Here is a 20,873-nt window from a genome sequence, read left to right as displayed (position 1 = left end):
GATGAGCATCGAGACCCAGCTCCGGGAGTCGCTGCAGGATGTGGCGGCCACCGTCGCGTCTGGCGAGACCGACCCGTATGCCCGAGTGTCTGCTGCCGTCGGCCGCAGCCGCCACCGCCGTGTCGTGGGGGTCGGGGTCGTTGCCGCTGCTGCCGCCATCGCGATCGGCGTCCCGAGCATGATGGGTCGCGTCGGCAGTGACGCCCTCCCGTCCGGTCAGCACCAGCTGCCCGGCTCGAGCGACAAGGCGTGGAACTCCGTGAGGACGTGGCCCCTTCGCGGCGCTCTGGCCGGCAACAGGGACCTGGTCGATGCCGCGCAGGACAAGTTCGACGGACGCGCTGTCTTCGTCGAGGACGTCGACACCAGGCGGGTGGCGTTTCTCGTTCGCGGCGACCAGCTCATCATCGCTGCGGGTCCGCGCGGCGCTGCGGGGGGAGACCTGTCGTTGCGTCACCAGCTCGAAGCCCCGAACATCCGCGAGGACAGCCTGCTCAGGGTGGGCGCCGGCGACTCACTCGTCATCGTCACGACGCCGGACCGCACCTCGGCCGAGGTCTCGGGCACGCCCAGGATCGCGGTGGACGGCACCGTGACCCGTTCCTGGGAGAAGCTCCCCCTGACCGGAGGTATCGGCAGAACGGCGCTCACTCCCCTGACGCGCCTCCGCCTGGGCTCGTTCGTGGGGTCGGTGCTCCCGCTCACGAAGGAGGCAGAGAAGACGACGCTCAACCCGTGCGAGGACGGCTGCACGGGCCCGCGTGCGGCGATCGAGGCCCGAACGACCGCCGACATCGCACGGACCCTTGGACTGGACCCCGCCCAGATCAGCACCACCACGCTCTTCAACGGTGAGGTTCCCCACGAGATCGCGACGGCGGAGGCCACGTCCTCGGACACCCCTCGACCGACGCTCCTCGTCATGCACAGCCGGCTTCCTGGAGGGCAGATCCTGCGGACAGCGGTGCTCCGCAGCGCCGATGCGGAGCGGTCGATCAATCTCGGTGGACCCATCGATGCCCGCCGGGCGGAAGCTGTCCCCCTCCTGATCTCGGCCAACGGAACCAGCATCAAGGAACCCGCCCTCCCCACCGCACCGACGAAGGTCCGCGTCTTCGTTGCCAGCGGCTCCGGCCTGCGTGTCGTGTCAGGGGGCACCACGTCGGCGGTCATCCCCATCACGGGCCACTTCGCCAGCTTCTCCCTCCCGGTGTCGCCGACGGACTTCTGGGCTTCCCGGTTCGAGGTTCTCGAAGGCGGCACATCGGTCGGCACCTTCGCTGTGACGGCTCCCATGACGGACCCGTTCGAGGTCGCATCCTGACGCGACCCAACGCAGGTGAGCTGGCGGGTCAGCGGCCCTGGTTCGCCACCGCGGCCGCGGCCGCGGCCGCCGCCTCCGGGTCGAGGTACTCGGCGGGCTTCGTGGGCATGAAGTCGTCGCCGAGCTCGTAGACGAGCGGCTGGCCGGTCGGGATGTTGAGCGCGGCGATGTCCTCGTCGCCGATGCCGTCGAGGTGCTTCACGAGGCCCCGCAGGCTGTTGCCGTGGGCGACGACGAGCACCGTCTCGCCCGCGCGCAGGTCGTCCTGGATCGGCCCCTCCCAGTAGGGCATCATCCGCACGATGACGTCCTTGAGGCACTCGGTGCGGGGCACCTCGATCCCGGCGTAGCGCGGGTCGCTGCTCTGGTCGAACTCCGAGCCGACCTCGATCTCGGGCGGGGGGGTGTCGAAGGAGCGGCGCCACAGCATGAACTGCTCGTCGCCGTACTTCTCCCGCGTCGCCGCCTTGTCGAGTCCCTGCAGTGCTCCGTAGTGCCGCTCGTTGAGGCGCCAGTCGCGCCGCACCGGGATCCAGTGGCGGTCGGCGACGTCGAGCGTCATGTTCGCGGTCGTGATCGCCCGGCGCAGCACCGAGGTGTGCACCACGGTGGGCAGGACTCCCCTGTCCTTCAACAGCTTCCCGCCGAGGACGGCCTCCTCCCGACCCTGGTCGTTGAGGTCGACGTCGACCCATCCGGTGAAGAGGTTCTTGGCGTTCCAGTCGGAGTGGCCGTGCCGCAGCAGGATCAGGGTGTGTGCCATGCGCCTCAGCCTAGTGAGCCTGCTCCGGCGGCGGGTCGCCCTCCCGCTGGAGGATCGACCGGAAGGCCTCGAGGTTGCGCAGCGACTCGCCTCGCGACACCCGCCACTCCCACTCCTTGCGCATCGAGCTGAGGAAGCCGAGGGCGAGCAGCTCGTTGAACGGCGCGTCGGCCGCCTCGAGGACGACCCCGAGGAGCTGGTCGAGCTGGTCGTCGTCGACGCCGCTCGCCGGGACACGACCGGTGACGTAGACGTCACCGGTGCCGTCGACGGCATACGCCAGGCCGGGCAGGCGGAGGTTGCGTCGCAGGAGGGTGCGGTAGAACGCCTCGTGGTTCTCGTCCGGGTTGCGGATGACGAACGCGGACACGGACAGGTCGCCTCCGGCGACGAGCGAGACCACCGTCCTCAGCTTCTTCTCCCCCGGCAGCGTGACGACGAACTCGCCCGCCCTCGCGCCCGCCTCCCACTCGACCTCGCTGCCGTCGAGGAAGGTCTGCACCACCGTCGCGAGGTCGTGGCGGGTCGTCACGGGATCACCGCCGTGGGGATGCCGGCCAGCACGTCGGCATCGTCGATCGAGGTCCGGCGCGGGGTGGTGAGCGCCGCCTCGTAGACCGCGGCGAGACGCGCGGCGGTCGCCTCCCACCCGAAGTCGCGTGAGCGCTCGACGGCGCGCCGCGACAGCTCGGCCCGCCGCACGGGGTCCTTGAGGACCCCCTCGACCGCCTCGGCCCAGACGTGCGGGTCGTGCCCGTCGACGAGCACCCCGCCGTCGCCGACGGCGGTCGGCAGCCCACCCACCCGGGTGGCGACGACGACGGCGCCGCACGCCTGCGCCTCGACCGCGACGAGGCCGAACGACTCGTTGTGTGACGGCACCGCGACGACGTCAGCGGCGCGCATCCAGGAGGCGAGGGTGTCGCGGTCGGTCGGCGGGACGAACCGCACGAGGTCGGCGACGCCCAGCTCGTCGGCGAGGCGGTCGAGGGTCATCGGGGTGCGCACCGCGATCCCGCTGGCGCCACCCAGCACCCCGACGAGGAGGCGGTTCCGCAGCGAGGGGTCACGGTCGACGAGCGCGGCTGCGGTCCGGAGGAGCACGTCAGGACCCTTGAGCGGCTGGATGCGCCCGACGAAGAGGAGCAGCACCGCGTCCTCGGGAACGCCCAGGGCGGCGCGCGCCTGCGTGCGGTCGCCGGGGTGGAACACGTCGAGGTCCACGCCGGGGTGCACGACCTCGACGCGGGCCGCCTCGGCGTCGTAGTGCGTGATCAGCTCGCGCGCCTCGTCGGCGGTGTTGGCCACGAGACGGTCCGCGGCCTCCACGACCTGCGCCTCCCCGATCTCACGGCCACGCGGCTCGAGGGCGTCGCCGTCGGCCCGGTGCAGGTTCTTGACGCGCGCCATCGTGTGCATCGTGTGGACGAGCGGCACGTCCCAGCGGTCGGAGGCGAGCCACCCCACCTGGCCCGAGAGCCAGTAGTGCGAGTGGACGAGGTCGTAGTGCCCCTCGGGCGCCTGGGCGGCGACGCGCATCATGCCGGCGGCGAAGGCACACAGCTGCCCGGGCAGGTCCTCCTTGTCGAGGCCCTCGTAGGGACCCGCGGCGATGTGGCGCACGAGCAGTCCGGGCTCGACCTCGACGACGGGGGCGTCGGAGGCGCTGGTCCGGCGGGTGAAGATGTCGACCGCGACACCGTGCCGGGCCAGCCGTCTGGCCGACTCGAGGACGTAGACGTTCATGCCGCCCGCGTCACCGGTCCCCGGCTGGGCGAGGGGTGAGGTGTGGACCGAGACCATGGCCACGCGACGGCACACCCCGGGCTCGTCGGTCGTCATCGCGTCAGTGTGTCACGCAGGCCTCAGCCCGGACGGGGCACGCCGCTGAGGTTGAGGGTGGCGCGGTTGGACCAGACGTGCACGTCCAGCCGACCGTCCGGACGGAGGTCGAGCCCGCGGGTGCGGACGGCCGGACCGATGCCCACGACGGCCCGCCTGGCCGAGGTGAAGGCCCGCTGCTCCCCCGCCGACGTCACGACCCACCAGCCCCGCTTGCGCAGGTTGAGGTCGGGCAGCGCCGGAGGAAGACCGGCCGTCGCCGGCATGGAGTCGAGGTGGACGACGACGCCGTCCGCGCCCTGCACGTGGGCACTCATGAAGACCCCCGCCGTCGTGAGGACGAACGTGAGGCGGAGCGGCATACGCCGTTCGTGGCCTCCCCCGTCGGGTTCCGCGTAGATCTCACCGAGGTAGGCCGCCCGCCCCGGTTCGATGCGGACCTCGTCGATCCGCACGTGGTCGAGGGTGGCCTCGACGTCCTCGCGCGGGTGGTCCTCGCCTCGGGTCACCTCGCCCACGACGGCGCTCACCGGTGAGCCGCGAGTGATGGTGTCGACCAGCGGGCCGCTGCTCGCCGACACGCGGAAGCCCGACTGGTAGGCCGCGACGGTGTAGCCCCGCCCCAGGGTGGCGATCCCCCGGGCGTCGGGGTGCACGGTGAGCAGCCCCGGTTCGACGGCGACGAGCCCGATGTCGGTGCGCAGGACGACGGGGAGCCAGGTCGACGTGCCGAGCGCGAGCGCGGCGGCGAGGCTGGCGACGAGCGCCACCATGCTCCGACTCACGTCGCGGTCGTCGCCGCGCACTCCCCATAGGCGCACGCCGCCAGCCTAGGTGCGCCGGCGGGGACGACGGACCGCTCCTCGTAGTCTGGGGGCCGTGGCGCGGACGAGACCGGTGGGCGCGATCACCCGCGGCACGACGAACCCCAACCGGCTCCGGCGCTGCGACCGCTGGCTGGCCGGGCCGGCGGCCTGGCGGCTGCGCCGGTCGGCGACGGCGCCGGTCGTCGTGGACCTGGGCTATGGGGCGTCACCGGTGACGGCGGTCGAGCTCCACGCCCGCCTGTCGCGGGTGCGGCCCGACGTCGAGGTCGTGGGGATCGAGATCGACCCCGGGCGGGTGGCCGCGGGTGCGCTGCTGGCGCGGCCGGGTCTGAGCTTCCGGCTGGGTGGCTTCGAGGTGCCGCTCGACGGGCGCCGGGCCACCGTGGTGCGGGCGTTCAACGTGCTGCGCCAGTATCCCGAGGACGAGGTCGCCGGGGCCTGGGACACCGTGCTCGGGCGGCTCGCCCCCGAGGGGCTGCTCGTCGACGGCACCTGCGACGAGCTGGGCCGCCTGGCGACCTGGGTGGCCGTGTCGGTCGACGGGCCCATGAGCCTGTCGATGTCGTGGCAGCTGCGAGGACTGGAGACGCCGTCGGTCATCGCGGAGCGCCTGCCCAAGGCGCTCATCCACCGCAACGTGCCGGGAGAGCCGGTCCACGACTACCTCACCGAGCTCGACCGGCAGTGGGCCCGCAGCGCCGTGCACGCGGCATACGGTGTGCGACAACGGTTCCTGGCCACGGCGCAGGCCATGCGCGACAGCGGGTGGCCGATCCTCGACGGCCCGGCACGGTGGCGGCTCGGCGAGCTCACCGTCTCGTGGGACGCGGTCGCGCCGGCCTCAGGTCGGCTGGGTCACCAGGGTCCGTAGGGCCCCTGGTTCGAGCTGTTGCCGCGCCCCTGGACGGTCTCGACGGCCGGGCGGACGTCCGCGAGGTAGACCCCGGCCGCCACCACCCCGAGGATCGCGAGGAGGCCGAGCCCGCCGAGGGAGACGAATCCGAGCAGGACGGCGACGCCGGTCACGGCCATCCAGAACTGCTTGGTGCGCTTGCCGGCGGCGACGAACGCGTCCGGCCGCGTCCTCAGGGCGTGCACGAAGGCGAACACCTCGAGCACCAGCGCCGCCAGCGTGAGCACGAGCATGACGTAGCCCTGGGCCTGTCCGAGGTTGAACATGGCGCCAGCCTACGGCGCGGAGGTGTCCACGACGATCGTGACCGGTCCATCGGCCACCATCTCGATGTCCATGTGCGCACCGAAGCGACCGGTCGCCACGGTGACGCCTCGCCCGCGCAGCGCCTCCACGACCTGGGCGACGACCGGCTCGGCGACGTCGCCGGGGGCCGCGGCGTTCCACGACGGGCGTCGCCCCTTGCTTGTGTCGGCGAGCAGGGTGAACTGGCTGACGACGAGGACGGGGGCGCCGGCGTCGGTGACCGACCGCTCACCCTCGAGCACCCGCAGGTCGGCGATCTTGCGGGCGACGAGCTCGACCTCGGCGGGCCCGTCGTCGTGCCCGACCCCGACGAGGACGAAGAGCCCGGGCTCGCTGATCTCGCCGACGGTCTCTCCGTCGACGACGACGGCGGCCCGGGAGACCCGCTGGAGGACCGCCCGCACTCAGATGCCCACGGCGACGACCGAGCCGACCGGCTCGCCGTGGCCCAGGATCGGCGCGTCCTCGAGGGCGTCGATGGCGCCGGACTCCACTCCCAGGCGGCGCAGGACCGCGGCGAGGATGACCGTGCGGGCCCGCTGGCCGCCGTCGGCGACCTTGAGGGCGATGCCGCGACCGTCGGCCAGCCCCACGGCATACACCGCCTCTGCGCCGTCCTTGGCGATCGCACCGGGGGTGCGCTGGATGAACGTCGTGACGTCACGGCGGCTGCCGCCGAGGTACTCGGGGGAGGTGCGGATGGCGTCGGCGACGCGGGCCTCGTCGGTGCCGGCGGGCGCCGAGGCGATGCGGCCGAAGGCACGGGCCAGACCGGCAAGGGAGACCGCCATGACCGGGGCGCCGCAGCCGTCGACCGCGGAGGCGGCGACGGGCTCCCCCGCGAGCTCGGCCAGGGTCTCGTCGCAGGCGCGCTGCAGCGGGTGGTCGACCTCGAGGTATGCCGTGTGGTCCCAGCCGTTGGCCACGCACGTCGCGAGCATGCCCGAGTGCTTGCCCGAGCAGTTCTGGGCGAGCGACTGCTTCTCGTGACCGGCGCGGACCCAGGCCAGGCGGGCCTGCTCGTCGACCGGGTAGTCGGGGGTGTTGCGCAGGTCGGCCACCGACAGTCCGGCGCCGGCGAGGATCTCGCGGACCGCCTCGAGGTGGAAGTCCTCGCCGGAGTGGCTGGCACACACGAGCGCGAGGTGGTGGGGGGCGAGGTCGAGCCCGTGGCGGACCATGGCGAGCGCCTGCACCGGCTTGTTGGACGACCGCGGGAAGACCGGGTCGGTGGCGCTGCCGAGCTCGAGCTCGACGGAGCCGTCGGCGGCGGTCACGGCCACGCTGGCGCGGTGCACGGACTCGACGAAGCCGCCGCGCACCGCGTGGGCCAGCACGGGGGCGTCGTCGAGCACGGCAGGGGTGGGCTGGGCGGGAGGCGTCGTGGAGGTCACCGGGGCATCCTCTCGTACCTCCCGACGGCGCCGCCCCACCCGGGGTTCGTTTCACGGGTGGGGCGGCGCGGCATCAGGGGGTGCTCCCCGGGAGGTGAGGAGGTCAGTCGCCGACCTTCTCTGCGGCCTTGGCGGTCGCCTTGGTGGTGGTGGCGGCGGTCTTGCGAGCGCTCGTCGTGGTGGCCTTGGTGGAGGAGGTCGTGCGCTTGGCAGCCTTGGTCGCCGTGGTGTTGGTCCGCTTGGCGGCGGTGCGGGTGCGCTTCGCGGCGGCCTTGATGTCGGTCGCGGCGACCTCGGCGTCCTCGGCGACGGTGTCGATGACGATCTCGGCGACGTGGGCGGCCTCGTGGCGGCCGGTGGTGAGCGTCGCGAGAGCAGACGTGCGGATGTCGAGGACGGCCTTGCGGGCGGTCGTGACGGCACCCTTGCCGAGCGCGAGGGTCGTCTCGGCCTGGGCGACGAGGTCCTTGGTGGCCTTCTGGTTCTTGATCCGGGTGACGAGCTTCTCGCCACGGTCGGCGAGGTCCTCGTAGCCCTTGGCGACCTGGTCGACGGTCGCGACGCCCGAGTTGAGGGCCTTGGTCGGCAGGGCCTTGGCCTCGTCGAGGACGACCTGTGCGCGGGTCTGGACGGCGGCGGGGGCGAGCTCGCTGCGGACCTTGTCGGCGCGCAGGCGGGCCTCACGGGCGCGCTCGACGGCGAGGTCCGTGGCGCCGACGACGGCGAACAGCGGGGTGGTGTTGGTCCTGGTGGCGGTGCTGGCAGCCATGATCACTCCTGGGTGAGGTGGGTGGTGGGGGGTTCTGGGGGCGCGTCGAGCCGGTCAGGGCTTGGCGTCGGCGCGGACGAACGAGTCGTAGACGTCGATGAGCGTCACCTTCTGACGGTCGGTGAGGTCGGGGTCGGCAGCGATGGCGTCCCGCACGGTGGGGGTCGGCGCGACGGGCACGGGGTGCTCGTCGAGGATCCCTGCCTTGACGTAGAGCGTCTCGGCGGACACCTCCAGTCCCTTGGCCAGCTGCTGGAGGATCTCGGCGCTGGGACGCTTGAGACCTCGCTCGATCTGGGAGAGGTAGGGGTTGGAGATGCCGACGAGCTCGGAGAGCTGACGCAGCGACAGGCTGTGCGACTGACGCTGCTCCCGCAGGTAGTCGCCGAGTCCGGCGAGGTCGTTCAGCGGGTTCCTGCTCATGGGTCGATTCTGCTTGCTCCAGTTAGCAGAATGCAAACCGTGGCAAGCGTGAGTCCCGCCACACGCCCGTTCCCGGCCGCCGTCGGCAGCGCGCAGGGAGTCTCCGACGGTGAGATGAGTATGCCGTGCGCTTGGGACCGGCCTAACCTTGCGTTATGCCCCTGCCGCGTGTGCTCACCTTCCCCAACCCGGTCAACGAGAAGGCGGCGCGCGTCGTCGCCGCCGGGGTGGTCGTCCTGGGCGTCGTCACGCTCGCCACCCAGCAGTGGGGGCTCACGGTGGTGCTCGCCCTCGGGTTCGCCCTGCGGGTGGCGGCCGGACCGCGGTTCAGCCCGCTCGGGCGGCTGGCGGTGCACGTCGTCGCACCGCCCCTCGGGGCTCCACGGCTCGTGCCCGGGCCGCCGAAGCGGTTCGCGCAGGCGGTCGGCCTCGTCGTGAGCGCGGGTGCCGCCGTGGCGGCCCTCGGGTTCGGTGCGACCGGAGTGGCCTCGGGGCTGCTCGGGGTGCTCGTCGTCTTCGCCACCCTCGAGTCGGCCCTGGGCTTCTGTGCCGGGTGCTGGGCCTTCGGCCACCTCATGCGGCTGGGCGTCGTGCCCGAGGAGACCTGCGCCGCCTGCCACGACCTCACCCTCCGCGCCCGCCAGCCCTCCCCCGCCTGAAACCCCCCACTTATTGCCAGTTCGGGTCGGGTGAGCGCCAGCGAGCCTGACCCGAACTGGCAATAAGTCGGGGATTCAGCGGCGGGGCTTGATGCCGAGGAGCTCGCGGGCCTGCGCGGTCGTCATCGGCGGGCGCTGCATCGTCGTCGCGAGCTCGGCGGCCCGGGACACCAGCTCGACGTTGTGCCGCACCTCCTGGCCACGGGCGAAGACGACGTTGTCCTCCATGCCCACCCGCAGGTGGCCACCGGCCGACAGCGCCGCGGCGAGCACCGGCAGGTGGGTGCGACCGATGCCGGTGGCCGACCACGACGTGACCTCGTCGGGCAGCATGGCGACCCCGGCGAGCAGGGCGGCCGGCGTCCCGGGCATGGCGCCGGGCACGCCGAGGACGAAGTCGACGTGCACCCTGCCGCCGAACGGCAGCCCGTGGGTGTCGATCAGCCGGCGCAGCGCGTGGACGTGGCCGAGCTCGAAGAGCTCGAACTCCGGCACCACCTCACGCTCCTGCGCCTGCACGTAAAGGTCGGACATGAACCCCCACGGGTTGAGGAAGACGTCGTCGCCGAAGTTCGTCGTCCCGCAGGTGAGGCTGCACGAGTCCGGCTCGGCGTCGAGCACGGTGAGCCGCTGCTCGAGCGGGTCGTGCACCGAGCCCCCGGTCGACAGCTGCACGATGAGGTCGGTCTCGGAGCGGATCGCCTCGACCGCCGCCCGCAGGCGCCCGGCGTCGAGCGTCGGCCGGTGCTCGCCATCGCGGATGTGGAGGTGGATGAGCGCCGCGCCGGCCCGCTCGCAGGTGCGTGCGGTCTCGACGAGCTCGTCGAGCGTCGTGGGCAGCTGCGGCAGGTCGGCCTTGGCGTGCTCGGCCCCGGTGGGGGCGACGGTGATGAGGGTCGCGGACGCTGCGGGAGCCATGCGCGCCAGTGTGTCAGGACGCCGGAGCGGCGAGCGACCCGGGAGACGCAGATCCTGCGGTGGTCAGGGGGTGACGATGACGGTTTGCGCCCCGGCGACGCCCTCGGCCACAAGATCCGCGTCGACGGGGATGTTGCGCTTGACGACGGCCAGCGCGATCGGCCCGTCCACGTGGTGCCGGGCCACGCTGGTCAGCCGGCCGACCTCGCGGCCGTCCAGCGTGAGGGGCGATCCGGCACCGGGGAGCAGGTGACCGGACCCGTCGAGGTGGAGGAAGACGATGCGCCGGGGAGGACGGCCCAGGTTGTGCACCCGCGCGATGGTCTCCTGCCCGCGGTAGCAGCCCTTGTGCAGGTGGACGGCCGTGCGCAGCCAGTCGACCTCGTGGGCGATCGTGCGGTGGTCGGTCTCGAAGCCGAGCCGGGGGCGCCAGGCCGCGACCCGGAGCGCCTCTGCCGCCCACGTGCCGGCGAGCGGCCGGTCCCCGACGGCCGCCTCGAGGTCCGCACGGGGCACGACGAGCTCGCGCCAGCGCCGCGACTCGCCCGGGTGCCCGGTCTCCGGACCGTATGCCGCGGTGTCACCCACGAGGGCCGGCCACGGGTCGACCCACGCGAGGCACTCACCCTCGGCACTGGCGGCCGAGAGCGGCTCGCCGAGGACGGCATACGCGTCGGTGACGTCGGTGACCTCGACCCGCAGCATGAACCGCATCGAGTCGAGCCACGCCGCGAGGGCGGGGGCGGTGCCCGGCTCGACCGTGATCCAGGCCGCCTCGCCGTCGTCGACGACGTGCAGGGCGTGCTCCACGTGCCCCTTGGGCGAGAGGACGAGCGACTCGGCGGACTGCCGCGGCGCGAGCCCGCTGAGGTGCTGCGAGGTCATCGAGTGCAGCCACGTCAGCCGGTCCGGACCGCCGACCCGCACGATCCCGCGGTGCGACAGGTCGACGACGGCGAGACCCTCCTCGAGGAGTCGCTGCTCGCGCCCGGGGTCGCCGTAGTGCGCGGCGACGCCGGCGTCGGCGCCCTCCCCCGCCACGGCGCCGGGGCGGGCGAGCAGCGGAGAGGTGGGGGTGGTCGTCGTGGTGTCGGTCATGGCTGCTTCCTGCAGGTGCGGCAGAGGCCGTGGATGGCGGCATGGGTGACGTCGGCGTCGAAGCCGAGCTGCTCGTCGAGGCGGGCGACGAGGTCGTCGGCGACGCTGGTCGGCGCCTCCTGGACGGCGCCGCAGCTCCGGCAGACGACGTGGACGTGGGTGGCGTGGCTCGTGAGGTGGTAGCTGGGGACCCGGTGGTCGACGTGCGTGTGGCTCACGAGGCCGAGCTCCTGGAGCGCCTCGAGCGAGCGGTAGACCGTCGACAGGGCCATCGGCGCGGCCCCGCCGGCGGAGACCGTCTCGACGATCTGCTCGGGCGTCGCGTGCCCGCGGACCGCCACGGCGTCGAGGACCTGCTGGCGCTGGGGCGTGAGCCGCCTGCCGGCGGCACGGAGCCGGGTGCCGAGGTCACTCACCACTCCAATGTATGCCGGTCGCCGGTGGGGCGAGAATCCCGCACCTACACTGGCCGCGTGCTAGACGTGTTCCCGGACGAGGACAGCCGCTCCGCCACCGCCCCGCCCAGGAGGTCGCGGGCCGGGCGGAGGATCCTCGTCTTCATCGCGTCGCTGCTCGCCCTGGCGCTGGTCGCGGTGGGTGGGTTCGTCGTCTTCCTCAACCAGAAGGTGTCGGGCAACATCACCCAGGAGGACCTGCTGCCCAGGGCTGCGGCGTCGGCCACCCTCCCGGACGGGTCGACGGTGGAGATCCCGCAGACGGCGGTCGGCAAGAACTACCTCATCATCGGGTCGGACGCGCGTCCCGGCGAGTCCGCCAGCCGCTCCGACGTCATCGTCCTGGCGCACGTGCCGCAGGACAAGAGCGCGGTCCAGCTCATCCACTTCCCCCGCGACCTCTATGTCCCCATCCCCGGGCGGAGCAAGGACAAGATCAACGCCGCCTACGCCTACGGCGGAGCCCCTCTGCTCGTCAGCACGATGCAGAACCTCCTCGGCGTGAAGATCGACCACGTCGCCAGGACGGACTTCGAGGGGTTCCGCTCGATGACCGACGCCGTCGGGGGCGTCCGGGTCTACGCCGAGGAGGCGAGCGACGAGGGCGGCTTCGCCGTGCGCGAGGGCTTCAACGACCTCAACGGCGAGCAGGCCCTGGCCTTCGTGCGTGAGCGCTACCAGCTCTCCGAGGGCGACATCTCCCGGGGCCGTCGCCAGCAGGCGTTCATCAAGGCCCTCATGCTCAAGGCGATCAGCGTCGACGTCATCACCAACCCGATCACGCTGACCCGCTTCCTCGACGCCGCCACCGACAACCTCGTCGTCGACAAGGACATGACCGTCTCGACCATGCGAAGCGAGGCGTTCGCGATGCGCAACATCCGCAGCGGCGACGTCGTCTTCATCACCGCACCCTTCACGGGCTTCGGCACGGCTCCGGACGGCGGCTCCATCGAGCTCCTCGACGAGACCGCGATGGCCGCGCTCGGCAAGGCGCTGCGCACCGACACGATGGACGAGTACGCGGACGTGTCCGTCACCCCCTGACCAGCGGTCGGCAGGCGGCCCCTACTCGACGCGCTTGAGCTCCGCGGAGACGTGCGACTGCAGCTTCTGCCCCACCGCGGCCATGTCCATGGCCCACAGCAGGTTGGACTGGACGTAGCCGTACATGCGGTGGGCGGCGTTGTACTCCTTCGCGTGCGGGCTGCGCATCACGCCGTCGGTGCGGAGCTCGACCTTCGCCGGCTGGGCGTGACCGGCATACATCTCCACGACACCGGTCGGGTGGGTGAGCAGCAGCTCGACGTTGGTCCCGTCGGGCGTCTCGGGCACGGGCCGCCAGTGGCCGACCTCCGTCGCGAGCGGGCGCACCTTCTCGCCCGCGTCGTCGAGCAGCCAGGTCCGGCTGTGCCAGGCGAGGAACGGCCGGCCGTCGTGCGAGCAGGTGATCTCCTGGCCGAAGTTGGCCGACTCGATCGTCGGGTAGCCGACGACCCCGGCACCGGCCCACTTGCCGATGAGCCAGGCGAGGGGGGCGAGCTCGTTCGGGAGGTTGGTGTCGAGATGGAAGGCCACGGATGGGATCGTAGTCGCAGACCAGAGGAGGACCCATGGCCCACGCCTCGAGCACCGTCCGGCCGCTCGTCGTCAAGATCACCTGCGGCGCCGAGGAGCTCGAGCGCCTCAACCAGGGCCTGACCGTCGCGGCGACCGCGCTCGCCGCCGGGGCCGAGGTCAGCCTGTGGCTCACGGGGGACGCGACCTGGGTCGCGGTTCCCGGTCGCGCGGAGGAGCTGGCCCTCCCCCACGGCGCTCCCTTGGCGGACCTGCGCGACTCCCTCCTCGCGGGGGCGAGCGTGACCGTCTGCGGGCAGTGCGCCGCACGCCGCGACCTCGGCCCCGAGGACCTCCTGGAGCCGGCGGTGATCCGAGGTGCCGCCGCCTACGTCGAGGAGATCCTGCGCCCGGACGTGCAGGCCGTCGTCTACTGACCCGGCGTATACCGTTTGCCCACCGGGCGGGGTCGGCTCAACCGACGAGGACGCTGGCGAGGACCGAGACGGGGACACCGACCACGAGCACGGACGCCGCGGCCGCCGTGAGCTGCCCGCGCAGTCCGCGGATGGGCGGCAGCACGCACAGCACGCGTCGCGTGGCGTGCGCCAGGCCGGCCGCGACGACGCCGAGGACGACCCCGGCGGTCACCCCGACCTCCTCGAGGAGCAGCCCACCCACGCCGCCCGCGACCACGCCGAGCGCCGCGGCGACCGGCAGCATCCACCGCCGGGCCCGGTCGAGCGGGGCGGCGAGGTCGGCGACGGCGGACAGCCCGAGGGCGGTGGCCACGACGACGACGACCTCGGGCCCGCCGAGCATGCGGCCCAGCGGCACCCACGCGGCACCGATGACGGCGACGGCGATCCCCGCGGCACCGACGGACACCGACTGGGTGAGGCGGGGCCGTCCGTCGCGGCGCAGGATCTGGTGCAGGAACATCGCGAGAATGGCCGCGGCCACGACGACGGGCACGTGCCGCAGGTAGGGCGCGTCCGGGGTCAGGGCGACGACGGCGGGCGCGGCGACGCCGGCCAGCCCGATCGCGAACGAGGAACCGAAGCGGCTCGAGGAGCCGAGCAGCTCGGGCCATCCCCAGGCGAGCGCGAGCCCGCCCCACGCGATGGCCGCGGCACCGAGGGCGTGGTCGGCGGTCGTCGCAAGGGCCAGCAGGGCAGCGAAGACGACCGTCGCGAGCACGACGGCGACCCGCCGCTCGGTGGCGATGGGCGGGAGGACCGGGTTGCGGCGTCGCTCCTCGCGGGCGGCCCGTCGGGCGGCCCGCGACTCGCTCACGGGTTCGGGCGCATCCACGGTCGGCATCCTGCCATCACCCCCCGGCGAAGGGCGGGAGCACTTCGACGACGGTGCCCTCGGCGACCTCGACGTCGCGGCCGACCGAGCGCCCGTCGACGAGCACCGAGCAGACCGCCACGACCTCGCGCAGCGCAGGGTGCGCCTCGACGGCAGCGTCGAGGACGTCACCGACGAGCGGGCCGACGTGCAGCGTCTCCTCGGAGACGCCGGCAGCGGCGCGGGCGCCCGCCCAGTAGCGCAGGGTCACCGGTCTCATGACGCGGTGGGAGCCGTCCGTCGTGGTCATGTCCACCTATTCTGTGCTGGATGGCCCACCTCCTGCTGCTGACCAACGCCTTGGCGCCGAGCGCCGAGGTGCTGCCGGCTCTGGGCCTGCTGACCCACCATGTTCGCATCCTCCCGGCGGAGCCCACCGCCCTCATCGACGCACCGAAGGCCGACGCCGTCCTCGTCGACGCCCGCCGTGAGCTGGCGATGGCGCGCTCGCTCTGCCGGGTGATCCGCACGACGGGGCTGTCGGCGCCGCTGTTCGCCGTGCTCACCGAGGGCGGGCTCGCCGGCCTGACGCCCGAGTGGGGCATCGACGACGTCCTGCTCGACACCGCCGGACCGGCGGAGGTCGAGGCACGACTCCGGCTGGCCGTCGCCCGAGCCCTCGAGGGCGACGCCGTCGAGGACGACGTGCGGATCACGGCGGGCGCGCTGGTCATCGACGAGGCGACCTACTCGGTGCGGCTGCGGGGCAGCGTCCTCGACCTCACCTACAAGGAGTTCGAGCTGCTCAAGTACCTTGCGCAGCACCCGGGCCGCGTCTTCACCCGCGCCCAGCTGCTCCAGGAGGTGTGGGGCTACGACTACTTCGGGGGCACCCGTACGGTGGACGTCCACGTCCGCCGGCTGCGCGCCAAGCTCGGTTCCGACCACGAGGCGCTCATCGGCACCGTCCGCAACGTGGGCTACCGCTTCGTCCCCGAGGAGGCCGAGGCCACGGCCAGCGAGGTCGCCACCTCGTGAGCGACGTGCGGATCGAGCAGGCGACCCACCTCCCCGACGACGCGGTCAGCGCGGTGCGGGCCCTCGCCGCGCGTGCCGCCGACGCCGACGGCATCGATGCGGTCTCCGAGGCCTTCCGGCTCGCGCTCACCTCGCCCCGTGCGTCGGTCACCCACCTCCTGGCGTATGCCGGCCGGCCCGGTCCCGTGGGGTACGCCGGGCGTGACGCGGCCGGGGCCGCCGAGCTCGTGGTCGACCCGAGTGCACGTCGGGCCGGGGTCGGTCGGGCGCTGCTGCGGGCCGTCCTCGACGGCGGGGCGACCGGGGTGTGGGCCCACGGCGACCTGCCTGCGGCACGGGCCCTGGCCGCCTCCGAGGGCCTCGTGCCGACCCGGGAGCTGCACGTGATGGAGCGGGCGGTCCGCGACGGCGACGAGGTCGAACCCACGCTGCCGGAGGGCTTCTCGGTCCGCACGTTCGAGCCCGGTCGCGACGAGCAGGCCTGGCTCGACGTCAACCGGCTCGCCTTCGCCTCGCACCCGGAGCAGGGCTCGCTCACGCTGGCGGACCTGCAGGACCGGATGGCCCAGGACTGGTTCGACCCCTCCGGCTTCCTCCTCGTCGAGGACACCACGACGACGCAGGACGGCGGCGCCCACCCGCTGGCCGCCTTCCACTGGACCAAGCGCGAGCCCGGCTCGACGACGGGAGAGGTGTACGTGGTCGGGGTGCACCCGGCATACCAGGGTCGCGCCCTGGCCGGACCGCTCACGGGACTGGGGACCGCGCACCTCGCCCGGCTGGGCGTCGAGAGGATCGAGCTCTACGTGGACGGTGACAACACGCGCGCGCTGGCGACGTACCGCCGCGCCGGCTTCGAGGACGCCGTGCTGCACGTCGTCCACGGTCGTCCGCCCGCGCCGTAGAGTGACCCGGTCCACGACGAGGGAGAGCACGTGACGGAGACCCGGCCCGAAGGCGCGGAGGCGGATCCCGAGGGCGCGGCAGCCGGATCGGCCGCCGCCCGCGCCACCGGTGACGACGTCGCCCGCAACAGCGCGATCATGGCGATCGGGACGTTCGGCTCCCGCGTCCTCGGCTTCGTCCGGGCCGCCCTGCTCACCGGTGTCGTCGGTGGAGCCGTCGCGCTCGACTCCTTCACCATCGCCAACTCGCTGCCGACCCAGCTCTACGTCCTCATCAACGGCGGGCTCATCTCGGCCCTGCTCATCCCGCAGCTCACCAGGGCGATGATGCGCAAGGACGGCGGGCAGGACTTCAGCGACCGCCTCATCACCCTGTGCCTGCTCGTCCTCGGCGGCGCGACCCTGCTGTGCCTCGCCGCGACGCCGTGGATCATCGGCGCCCTGACCAAGGACGGCGCCGGCGACGACTTCATGTCGCTCACCACGACGATGGCCTACCTCTGCCTGCCGCAGCTGTTCTTCTACGGTCTCTACTCGGTCTTCGGCCAGGTGCTCAACGCCCGCGGCAACTTCCTCGCCTACGCGTGGGCGCCCGCCTGGGCCAACGTCATACAGATCGTCGGGCTCGCCTGGTTCATCTGGCAGTGGGGCCAGCAACCGACCGCCTCGACGTGGACGACCGAGATGGTCCTCGTGCTCGGGCTCACCACCACCCTCGGCATCGCCGTGCAGGGGCTGAGCCTCCTGCTGCCGCTGCGCCGGTCCGGCTTCCGCTACCGGCCACGGTTCGGCTGGCGCGGCTACGGCTTCGGCGAGATGTCGAGGATGACCGGGTGGACGGTCGCGGCGCTCGTCATCTCGCAGTTCTACGGGTTCGTCAGCACCCGCGTCATGTCTCCGGGCGAGGCGGTCGACGGCGTCCCGGGCAACGGTGTGCAGGCCCTCGCCTACAGCCTCTACATCCTCCCCCACTCGATCATCACCACCTCGGTCGTCACCGCGCTCTTCCCCGCGATGTCCCGGGCGCACGAGGAGGGCGACCTCCCCGGCATGCGGCGGCGGGTGCTCAGCGGGATGAGCAGCCCGGCGGTCCTGCTCATCCCGGCGGCGGCGGCGTTCATCGCGCTCGGCCGGCCCATGGCCGCCACGCTCTTCCCGGGCATCCGCTACGACCCGAGCCGGGGCATCGACGAGCCCGGCAGCGTCGCCCTCGTCCTCGCCCTCATGGCGGTCGGCCTGCTGCCGTTCGGGATCACCGCGCTCAAGCAGCGCTACTGCTTCGCCCGCGGCGACGGCTGGATGAACTTCTGGCTCGTGGCGCTCATGACGGCGATCAACCTCGCCGGCTGCGCGGTGGCCGTGTGGGTCTCACCGCCGGAGTACGTCGTCGCCACGGTTGCCGCGAGTGCGACTGTCGCCAACATCGTCTCGGCCGCGGCCTTCCTGCTCGTGGCGCGCCGCCAGCTCGGTGGTCTGGGGCTGGCGGGCGTCACGCGGCTGTGGGCCCGACTGGTCCTGGCGTCGACGGTGGCCGGCCTCGCCGCCTGGGGCACGGCCTCCCTCGTCGCGGACCCGGCGAGCGAGTGGCTGCTGCAGGGCATCTCGCTGGCGGTCGGAGGGCTCGTCCTCGGCCTCGTGTTCCTCGGTGCCGCCAAGCTCCTGCGGATTCGCGAGGTCGACGACGTCCTCGCCCCGGTCCTGCGCCGGCTTCCGTTCTGACTCGACGGGGTCAGCGGGTCGGGGGCGCCGCCGCCCGGGGGACGTGGGAGTCGGCCGGCTCGCCGCCGGGGTGGTAGGCCGCCTCGGGGTCGTAGTACTGGTGGAACTTGCGGTCGTAGCTGATGCCGGCCGCGAGGATCTTGGCCCACCGCAAGGGGTTCCGCTCCGCGCGGTAGTGCAGCGGGTTGCGCAGCCCGCCGGCCTTGACCACCCGCTGCACGCGCGCCCAGAGGTCGGGGTGCCGGGCGAGCGCCCACTTGATGGTGCGCACCGGGACGACCGAGTAGACGGTTTCTGTGTCGGCCTCGACGAGCTCGAACTCGGTGGGCAGCCGGTCGTGGACGTACTCCTCGACGTACCAGGTCACCGGGTTGTAGCCGGTCCCCGTGACGTAGTAGTTGGACCGACCGAGCCGCGGGTTGAGCTCGAAGAACTTCGTCTGCCCGTCGCGGGGGTCGTACTTGAGGTCGAAGTTCGCGTAGCCGACCCACTGCAGCTCGGCGAGCAGGCGCACGGCCTCGTCGACGATCCGGCGGTCCTGACCGGTGAGGATCGCGGCCGGCACACCGAGCAGCCCGGGCGAGTGCTCCTCGATCAGCGTCCGCCCGTACGACGCGAAGCGCACCCGGGAGTCCCTGTCGCAGTAGCAGGTGAGGATCCGCATGCCGGTGTCGTCACCCGGGATCCTGTCCTGGACGACGAGCGTCTCGCGGTAGCCGGCCGCCTGCACCCGGCCGACGAGGTCGCGCAGCTCCTCCGGCGAGGCCACCTCGTGCACCTTGGCCTGGCCCTCGAACGTCACGGCGTTCCACGCCGCTGGGGCGGTGGGCTTGACGATGAGCGGGTAGCCCGCACCCTCGGGCGGTTCCACGTGCGCGGGGTCGTATGCCGGGTCGCCCAGGTCGACGAAGGTCGTCGCCGGAGTGGTGACGCCCGCCCGCTGCGCAGCCTGCTCGAACGTGTGCTTGCGCGTGGCGATCGCGAGTGGTCCCGCTCCCACGTAGGGGACCTTCCACGAGTCGTCGAGTTGGTGGCGCATCAGGGCGATGACGTCGACGAGCGCGTCCGAGGTGGCGAGCAGGATCTTGGGGGCGGACAGCCCGGCGAAGGGCGAGCCGGCCAGGGTGGCCGCCAGGACCTCCGGGTCGTGGGCGTCGGCGCAGTGGACCACCTCGAGGATCGCGGAGTCGTCGACGACCCACGACGTCGCACCGGTGACGACGAGCGACCTCACGCCGTAGGCCTCGTGGAAGGCCCGGACGAGCGAGTAGCCACCGACGTGCGCACCGACGACCACCGGGACGAAGGGCCGGTCCGCGATGGACGCAGAGGACTGCGTGGACCGAGAAGGCTTGGAAGACAAGGGAACCGTCCTCTCAGCGACGCTTGTAGACGCGGACGACGAGGTCGACGAGCCGGCCCGCAAGGGGACGGAGCTCCTTGGTGAACTCACCGGCATACTCGCGTCGTTCGGGGTTCCACTGGCGCTTGAACTCCTCGAGCCCCTCGGAGGCGTCGATGCCGCCGAAGTCGAAGCTCGTCACTCCCCTGGCGGCGGCGTCCTGCATGATCCGCCAGACCATGAGGTAGTTCGGGCGCAGGTTGCGGTGCTCGTCGGACGACGCGGCGTAGAGGTAGGAGCCGCGGGGGCCGCAGGTCGCGAAGATCGAGCCGGCGAGGTACTGGCCGTCGGGGTGCTCCGCGTGGGCCGCCTCGAACTCGGCGGCCGAGGCCTCGTTCTTGGCGATGCTCTCCTCGAGGCCCTGCACCTGGCGGTCGGCCTTCTCGGAGGGGTACTTCTCGCGCTTGGCCTGTGCCTTCTCGAGCTGCTGGCGCAGGTCCTCGACCTTCAGCCGGGCCGACTCGGCCGCAGCGCCGTGGTCGAGCCGGACCAGAGAGACGACGATGTCGTCGGTCGGCGAGAGCACGTCGTAGAGGGTGGTGAAGTAGTCGAGGCTGCGGATGCCGAAGCCGTCGCGGGCACCGGTCGTCCTCATCAGCTCGTAGAACGCCGGGATCCGGTCGCGGCCCACCGCCTCGTAGACCAGTCCCGACTTCTCTGCCTTGCGGATCGACTGGCGGGTGCCCTGCGAGAGCTCCTGGTGCAGCGCCTCGAGGTCGGAGATGTCGGTGACCATGCGCAGCGCCGGCTGGGCGAGCGTCCTGGCCGCGTCGTCGCCCGGGTCGGTGCGCGTGAAGCCACGCGACTCCAGCGCCGGACGGACGGCCGGGTCGTCGATCCGCACGGCCGGGTCGAGCCGCAGCAGGACCCCGCGGTTCTCCTTGGCGACGCGGGTCACCTCCGCGAGCAGCGCGTCGACGCTCTCGCCGTCGGACCAGTCGACGACGAAGCCGCGCGGGCAGTAGGCCAGGGCCATCGGCAGCACCGGGGTGCGCCGGAAGAGGAGGAGCGCGGCGCCGGTGACCTCGCGCTCGCCGTCGGCACCCGTGCGGCCCACGGCGACGGTGCGCCAGGTCCACCCGGTGAGCTCCTTCTCCCTGCCCCACGGTGTCGTCTGCATGAGGTGCCCGTGGGGGTGCTCCCGCACGAACTCGTCGTGCTCGAGCGGGGTGAGGTCGAGGGTGGACAGTGCCACGAAGCTCCTTGGTCGGGGTGGTCTCCGGTCGCCGGGAGTCTATCCACCGGGTGCGGCCGCCCCGCGGACGCGA

The 20,873-nt window shown here is 72.7% G+C and carries 25 protein-coding genes; 8 read left to right on the top strand and 17 right to left on the bottom strand.

Annotated features, from left to right (window positions below; genetic code table 11):
- Nucleotide 1: 1 nt before the first annotated feature.
- A complete protein-coding gene (locus ACOJV9_RS14700) occupies nt 2-1,324 on the top strand; it encodes a hypothetical protein (protein WP_420185967.1) in 1,323 nt (440 codons plus the stop codon).
- A 28-nt stretch (nt 1,325-1,352) separates the two neighbouring features.
- Here ACOJV9_RS14700 and ACOJV9_RS14695 read toward each other — a convergent pair whose 3' ends face one another.
- The 4 genes from ACOJV9_RS14695 to ACOJV9_RS14680 are packed head-to-tail and all read right to left on the bottom strand — an operon-like array spanning nt 1,353 to nt 4,714.
- Nucleotides 1,353-2,087 carry a phosphoglyceromutase gene (locus tag ACOJV9_RS14695; RefSeq protein WP_420185966.1) on the bottom strand — a complete coding sequence of 245 codons (735 nt, stop codon included), beginning with the start codon at nt 2,085-2,087 and terminating at the stop codon, nt 1,353-1,355.
- 10 nt (nt 2,088-2,097) lie between these two features.
- Nucleotides 2,098-2,619, bottom strand: a complete 522-nt coding sequence (locus ACOJV9_RS14690; RefSeq protein WP_420185965.1) for a YbjN domain-containing protein — start codon at nt 2,617-2,619, stop codon at nt 2,098-2,100.
- Nucleotides 2,616-3,929: a D-inositol-3-phosphate glycosyltransferase gene (gene mshA, locus ACOJV9_RS14685; protein WP_420185964.1), complete on the bottom strand. Its 1,314-nt coding sequence runs from the start codon at nt 3,927-3,929 to the stop codon at nt 2,616-2,618. Before mshA ends, ACOJV9_RS14690 begins: the two co-directional genes overlap by 4 nt.
- Before the next feature lie 23 nt (nt 3,930-3,952).
- Nucleotides 3,953-4,714, bottom strand: coding sequence for a hypothetical protein (locus tag ACOJV9_RS14680; protein ID WP_420185963.1), 762 nt, complete (start codon nt 4,712-4,714; stop codon nt 3,953-3,955).
- A gap of 94 nt (nt 4,715-4,808) precedes the next feature.
- On the opposite strand from ACOJV9_RS14680, the gene ACOJV9_RS14675 reads away from it, so the two are divergent.
- Nucleotides 4,809-5,627: a class I SAM-dependent methyltransferase gene (locus ACOJV9_RS14675; protein WP_420185962.1), complete on the top strand. Its 819-nt coding sequence runs from the start codon at nt 4,809-4,811 to the stop codon at nt 5,625-5,627.
- Here the strand turns inward: ACOJV9_RS14675 and ACOJV9_RS14670 are convergent.
- The 5 genes from ACOJV9_RS14670 to ACOJV9_RS14650 form a co-directional block, all read right to left on the bottom strand.
- On the bottom strand, nt 5,612-5,935 hold the full coding sequence (locus tag ACOJV9_RS14670; protein WP_420185961.1) for a DUF2516 family protein: 324 nt from the start codon (nt 5,933-5,935) through the stop codon (nt 5,612-5,614). The two genes, ACOJV9_RS14675 and ACOJV9_RS14670, sit on opposite strands and share 16 nt — an antisense overlap.
- 9 nt (nt 5,936-5,944) lie before the next feature.
- Nucleotides 5,945-6,379, bottom strand: a complete 435-nt coding sequence (gene dtd, locus ACOJV9_RS14665) for a D-aminoacyl-tRNA deacylase (protein ID WP_420185960.1) — start codon at nt 6,377-6,379, stop codon at nt 5,945-5,947.
- Nucleotides 6,380-7,369 carry an asparaginase gene (locus ACOJV9_RS14660; protein WP_420185959.1) on the bottom strand — a complete coding sequence of 330 codons (990 nt, stop codon included), beginning with the start codon at nt 7,367-7,369 and terminating at the stop codon, nt 6,380-6,382. It abuts the gene before it with no gap.
- Between the two features lie 103 nt (nt 7,370-7,472).
- Nucleotides 7,473-8,138, bottom strand: a complete 666-nt coding sequence (locus ACOJV9_RS14655) for a hypothetical protein (RefSeq protein ID WP_420185958.1) — start codon at nt 8,136-8,138, stop codon at nt 7,473-7,475.
- 54 nt (nt 8,139-8,192) lie between these two features.
- Nucleotides 8,193-8,561: a helix-turn-helix domain-containing protein gene (locus ACOJV9_RS14650; RefSeq protein WP_420185957.1), complete on the bottom strand. Its 369-nt coding sequence runs from the start codon at nt 8,559-8,561 to the stop codon at nt 8,193-8,195.
- Between the two features lie 155 nt (nt 8,562-8,716).
- Here ACOJV9_RS14650 and ACOJV9_RS14645 point away from each other — a divergent pair, with 155 nt between their 5' ends.
- The gene (locus tag ACOJV9_RS14645; RefSeq protein WP_420185956.1) at nt 8,717-9,220 is read left to right on the top strand and encodes a DUF4395 domain-containing protein; all 504 of its coding nucleotides are present in this window, start codon (nt 8,717-8,719) and stop codon (nt 9,218-9,220) included.
- Between the two features lie 75 nt (nt 9,221-9,295).
- Here ACOJV9_RS14645 and ACOJV9_RS14640 read toward each other — a convergent pair whose 3' ends face one another.
- From ACOJV9_RS14640 to ACOJV9_RS14630, 3 genes are all read right to left on the bottom strand, one after another.
- On the bottom strand, nt 9,296-10,138 hold the full coding sequence (locus ACOJV9_RS14640; protein WP_420185955.1) for a beta-keto acid cleavage family enzyme: 843 nt from the start codon (nt 10,136-10,138) through the stop codon (nt 9,296-9,298).
- Between the two features lie 63 nt (nt 10,139-10,201).
- Entirely contained in the window at nt 10,202-11,236 is a 1,035-nt protein-coding gene (ygfZ, locus tag ACOJV9_RS14635) for a CAF17-like 4Fe-4S cluster assembly/insertion protein YgfZ (protein WP_420185954.1), read from the bottom strand.
- The gene (locus ACOJV9_RS14630; protein WP_420185953.1) at nt 11,233-11,652 is read right to left on the bottom strand and encodes a Fur family transcriptional regulator; all 420 of its coding nucleotides are present in this window, start codon (nt 11,650-11,652) and stop codon (nt 11,233-11,235) included. Before ACOJV9_RS14630 ends, ygfZ begins: the two co-directional genes overlap by 4 nt.
- A 57-nt stretch (nt 11,653-11,709) precedes the next feature.
- Here ACOJV9_RS14630 and ACOJV9_RS14625 point away from each other — a divergent pair, with 57 nt between their 5' ends.
- Nucleotides 11,710-12,738, top strand: coding sequence for an LCP family protein (locus ACOJV9_RS14625; RefSeq protein ID WP_420185952.1), 1,029 nt, complete (start codon nt 11,710-11,712; stop codon nt 12,736-12,738).
- A 21-nt stretch (nt 12,739-12,759) separates the two neighbouring features.
- Here ACOJV9_RS14625 and ACOJV9_RS14620 read toward each other — a convergent pair whose 3' ends face one another.
- A complete protein-coding gene (locus ACOJV9_RS14620) occupies nt 12,760-13,269 on the bottom strand; it encodes a heme-binding beta-barrel domain-containing protein (RefSeq protein ID WP_420185951.1) in 510 nt (169 codons plus the stop codon).
- A gap of 35 nt (nt 13,270-13,304) precedes the next feature.
- Here ACOJV9_RS14620 and ACOJV9_RS14615 point away from each other — a divergent pair, with 35 nt between their 5' ends.
- A complete protein-coding gene (locus tag ACOJV9_RS14615; protein WP_420185950.1) occupies nt 13,305-13,685 on the top strand; it encodes a DsrE family protein in 381 nt (126 codons plus the stop codon).
- A 37-nt stretch (nt 13,686-13,722) separates the two neighbouring features.
- Here ACOJV9_RS14615 and ACOJV9_RS14610 read toward each other — a convergent pair whose 3' ends face one another.
- Together ACOJV9_RS14610 and ACOJV9_RS14605 are read right to left on the bottom strand one after the other, a co-directional pair.
- Entirely contained in the window at nt 13,723-14,562 is an 840-nt protein-coding gene (locus tag ACOJV9_RS14610; protein ID WP_420185949.1) for a hypothetical protein, read from the bottom strand.
- A gap of 16 nt (nt 14,563-14,578) precedes the next feature.
- Complete coding sequence (locus ACOJV9_RS14605; RefSeq protein ID WP_420185948.1) at nt 14,579-14,851, bottom strand: MoaD/ThiS family protein; 273 nt, start codon at nt 14,849-14,851, stop codon at nt 14,579-14,581.
- 20 nt (nt 14,852-14,871) lie between these two features.
- On the opposite strand from ACOJV9_RS14605, the gene ACOJV9_RS14600 reads away from it, so the two are divergent.
- From ACOJV9_RS14600 to murJ, 3 genes are read left to right on the top strand one after another with little or no spacing between them, the layout of a single operon-like run.
- The gene (locus tag ACOJV9_RS14600) at nt 14,872-15,579 is read left to right on the top strand and encodes a response regulator transcription factor (protein ID WP_420185947.1); all 708 of its coding nucleotides are present in this window, start codon (nt 14,872-14,874) and stop codon (nt 15,577-15,579) included.
- Nucleotides 15,576-16,484, top strand: a complete 909-nt coding sequence (gene mshD / locus ACOJV9_RS14595) for a mycothiol synthase (protein ID WP_420185946.1) — start codon at nt 15,576-15,578, stop codon at nt 16,482-16,484. The genes ACOJV9_RS14600 and mshD overlap by 4 nt, the downstream gene beginning before the upstream one ends.
- A gap of 30 nt (nt 16,485-16,514) precedes the next feature.
- A complete protein-coding gene (murJ, locus tag ACOJV9_RS14590; RefSeq protein ID WP_420185945.1) occupies nt 16,515-18,203 on the top strand; it encodes a murein biosynthesis integral membrane protein MurJ in 1,689 nt (562 codons plus the stop codon).
- A 10-nt stretch (nt 18,204-18,213) separates the two neighbouring features.
- Here murJ and ACOJV9_RS14585 read toward each other — a convergent pair whose 3' ends face one another.
- Both ACOJV9_RS14585 and ACOJV9_RS14580 read right to left on the bottom strand, forming a co-directional pair.
- Nucleotides 18,214-19,566: a carboxylate--amine ligase gene (locus ACOJV9_RS14585; RefSeq protein ID WP_420185944.1), complete on the bottom strand. Its 1,353-nt coding sequence runs from the start codon at nt 19,564-19,566 to the stop codon at nt 18,214-18,216.
- A gap of 13 nt (nt 19,567-19,579) precedes the next feature.
- Nucleotides 19,580-20,800 carry a lipid II:glycine glycyltransferase FemX gene (locus tag ACOJV9_RS14580; protein WP_420185943.1) on the bottom strand — a complete coding sequence of 407 codons (1,221 nt, stop codon included), beginning with the start codon at nt 20,798-20,800 and terminating at the stop codon, nt 19,580-19,582.
- Between the last annotated feature and the right edge of the window lie 73 nt (nt 20,801-20,873).

The organism is Knoellia terrae (genome assembly GCF_048606435.1).
GTDB classification, from domain to species: Bacteria; Actinomycetota; Actinomycetes; order Actinomycetales; family Dermatophilaceae; genus Knoellia; species Knoellia terrae.
The sequence above is the reverse complement of the archived record's forward strand: the minus strand, read 5'-3'. Positions and strand labels throughout refer to the sequence as shown.

Coding starts and splice junctions, on each gene's coding strand:
- ACOJV9_RS14600 (WP_420185947.1), top strand. CDS start 14,872: ATGGCCCACCTCCTGCTGCTGACCAACGCCTTGGCGCCGAGCGCCGAG.
- ACOJV9_RS14655 (WP_420185958.1), bottom strand. CDS start 8,138: ATGGCTGCCAGCACCGCCACCAGGACCAACACCACCCCGCTGTTCGCC.
- ygfZ (WP_420185954.1), bottom strand. CDS start 11,236: ATGACCGACACCACGACGACCACCCCCACCTCTCCGCTGCTCGCCCGC.
- ACOJV9_RS14695 (WP_420185966.1), bottom strand. CDS start 2,087: ATGGCACACACCCTGATCCTGCTGCGGCACGGCCACTCCGACTGGAAC.
- ACOJV9_RS14670 (WP_420185961.1), bottom strand. CDS start 5,935: ATGTTCAACCTCGGACAGGCCCAGGGCTACGTCATGCTCGTGCTCACG.
- ACOJV9_RS14640 (WP_420185955.1), bottom strand. CDS start 10,138: ATGGCTCCCGCAGCGTCCGCGACCCTCATCACCGTCGCCCCCACCGGG.
- ACOJV9_RS14645 (WP_420185956.1), top strand. CDS start 8,717: ATGCCCCTGCCGCGTGTGCTCACCTTCCCCAACCCGGTCAACGAGAAG.
- mshA (WP_420185964.1), bottom strand. CDS start 3,929: ATGACGACCGACGAGCCCGGGGTGTGCCGTCGCGTGGCCATGGTCTCG.
- ACOJV9_RS14615 (WP_420185950.1), top strand. CDS start 13,305: ATGGCCCACGCCTCGAGCACCGTCCGGCCGCTCGTCGTCAAGATCACC.
- ACOJV9_RS14605 (WP_420185948.1), bottom strand. CDS start 14,851: ATGACCACGACGGACGGCTCCCACCGCGTCATGAGACCGGTGACCCTG.
- ACOJV9_RS14650 (WP_420185957.1), bottom strand. CDS start 8,561: ATGAGCAGGAACCCGCTGAACGACCTCGCCGGACTCGGCGACTACCTG.
- ACOJV9_RS14700 (WP_420185967.1), top strand. CDS start 2: ATGAGCATCGAGACCCAGCTCCGGGAGTCGCTGCAGGATGTGGCGGCC.